The organism is Bradyrhizobium sp. 31Argb (assembly GCF_043638955.1).
Taxonomy (GTDB): domain Bacteria; phylum Pseudomonadota; class Alphaproteobacteria; order Rhizobiales; family Xanthobacteraceae; genus Bradyrhizobium.
Map to the genome: position 1 here is coordinate 1 of NZ_JBEGDB010000662.1, position 746 is coordinate 746.

Annotated in this window: 1 protein-coding gene; it reads left to right on the forward strand. The window is 61.7% G+C overall.

From position 1 onward, the window contains the following. Positions 1–131: 131 nt before the first annotated feature. Entirely contained in the window at positions 132–374 is a 243-nt protein-coding gene (locus tag AAFX91_RS42145) for a hypothetical protein (protein ID WP_165421243.1), read from the forward strand. Positions 375–746: the final 372 nt, after the last annotated feature.

A 746-nucleotide genomic window follows, 5' to 3' on the forward strand; every position in this document is an offset into this window, starting at 1 on the left:
GCGCGAAACTACTTCGCCGTCGTCGCCATTGCCGCCACTCTGCTCTGGATAAGGTAACTGTCCACACGGCCTAGAGTTGCGGCCGAAAAGGGCCTATCCTTGATCCAAAATGGTGCCTTTGGAAAAAATTTTTGGCTAGGGCGGGAGGCCGCCGGAAGCGCTCGGCTTCCGGTCGGGAAAAGCGATCGCAACTGGATGAGACCGGCGAGGAGGGCGGCCCTGACGAGGCTGCGGCCTTCATTGCGGAGACTGTTACCGAGTTGGTGAAACTCGCGGAGCGCCACCGCCTGGAGGTCTTGAGCCATCTCTTGGGCATGGCGAAGCTCGAGGCCGAAGAGCGGCTGCGGCTGCGCAGCAAACGCAAGCTGTCGTGAGAGGGTTGGTGGGTGCTGCTAGACCCTCATCCTGAGGAGCGGCCTCTTCGCCGCGTCTCGAAGGATGAGGCCCCGCCTGTGGCCTCGCCCTTCGAGACGCTTGCTGCGCAAGCTCCTCAGGGTGAGGGGATGAGATTCGGATTCGAATTTCAAACAGCTCTCCGCTGGATCGTCCGGCTTGACCGGACGATCCAGTATTCCAGAGGCGGCAGTGCTTGAGCCGAAAGGCCGCCGGATACTGGATGCCCGCCTTCGCGGGCATGACGGTGGCGTTGGTGAGAGAATGTGAGTGTGCATTCTCGCGGCGCGTTGCGTCCGAGCTTTGCGTTACTTTCCACCCTCTCATTGAGCAGAGGGCGCAGGGAAAGCCGG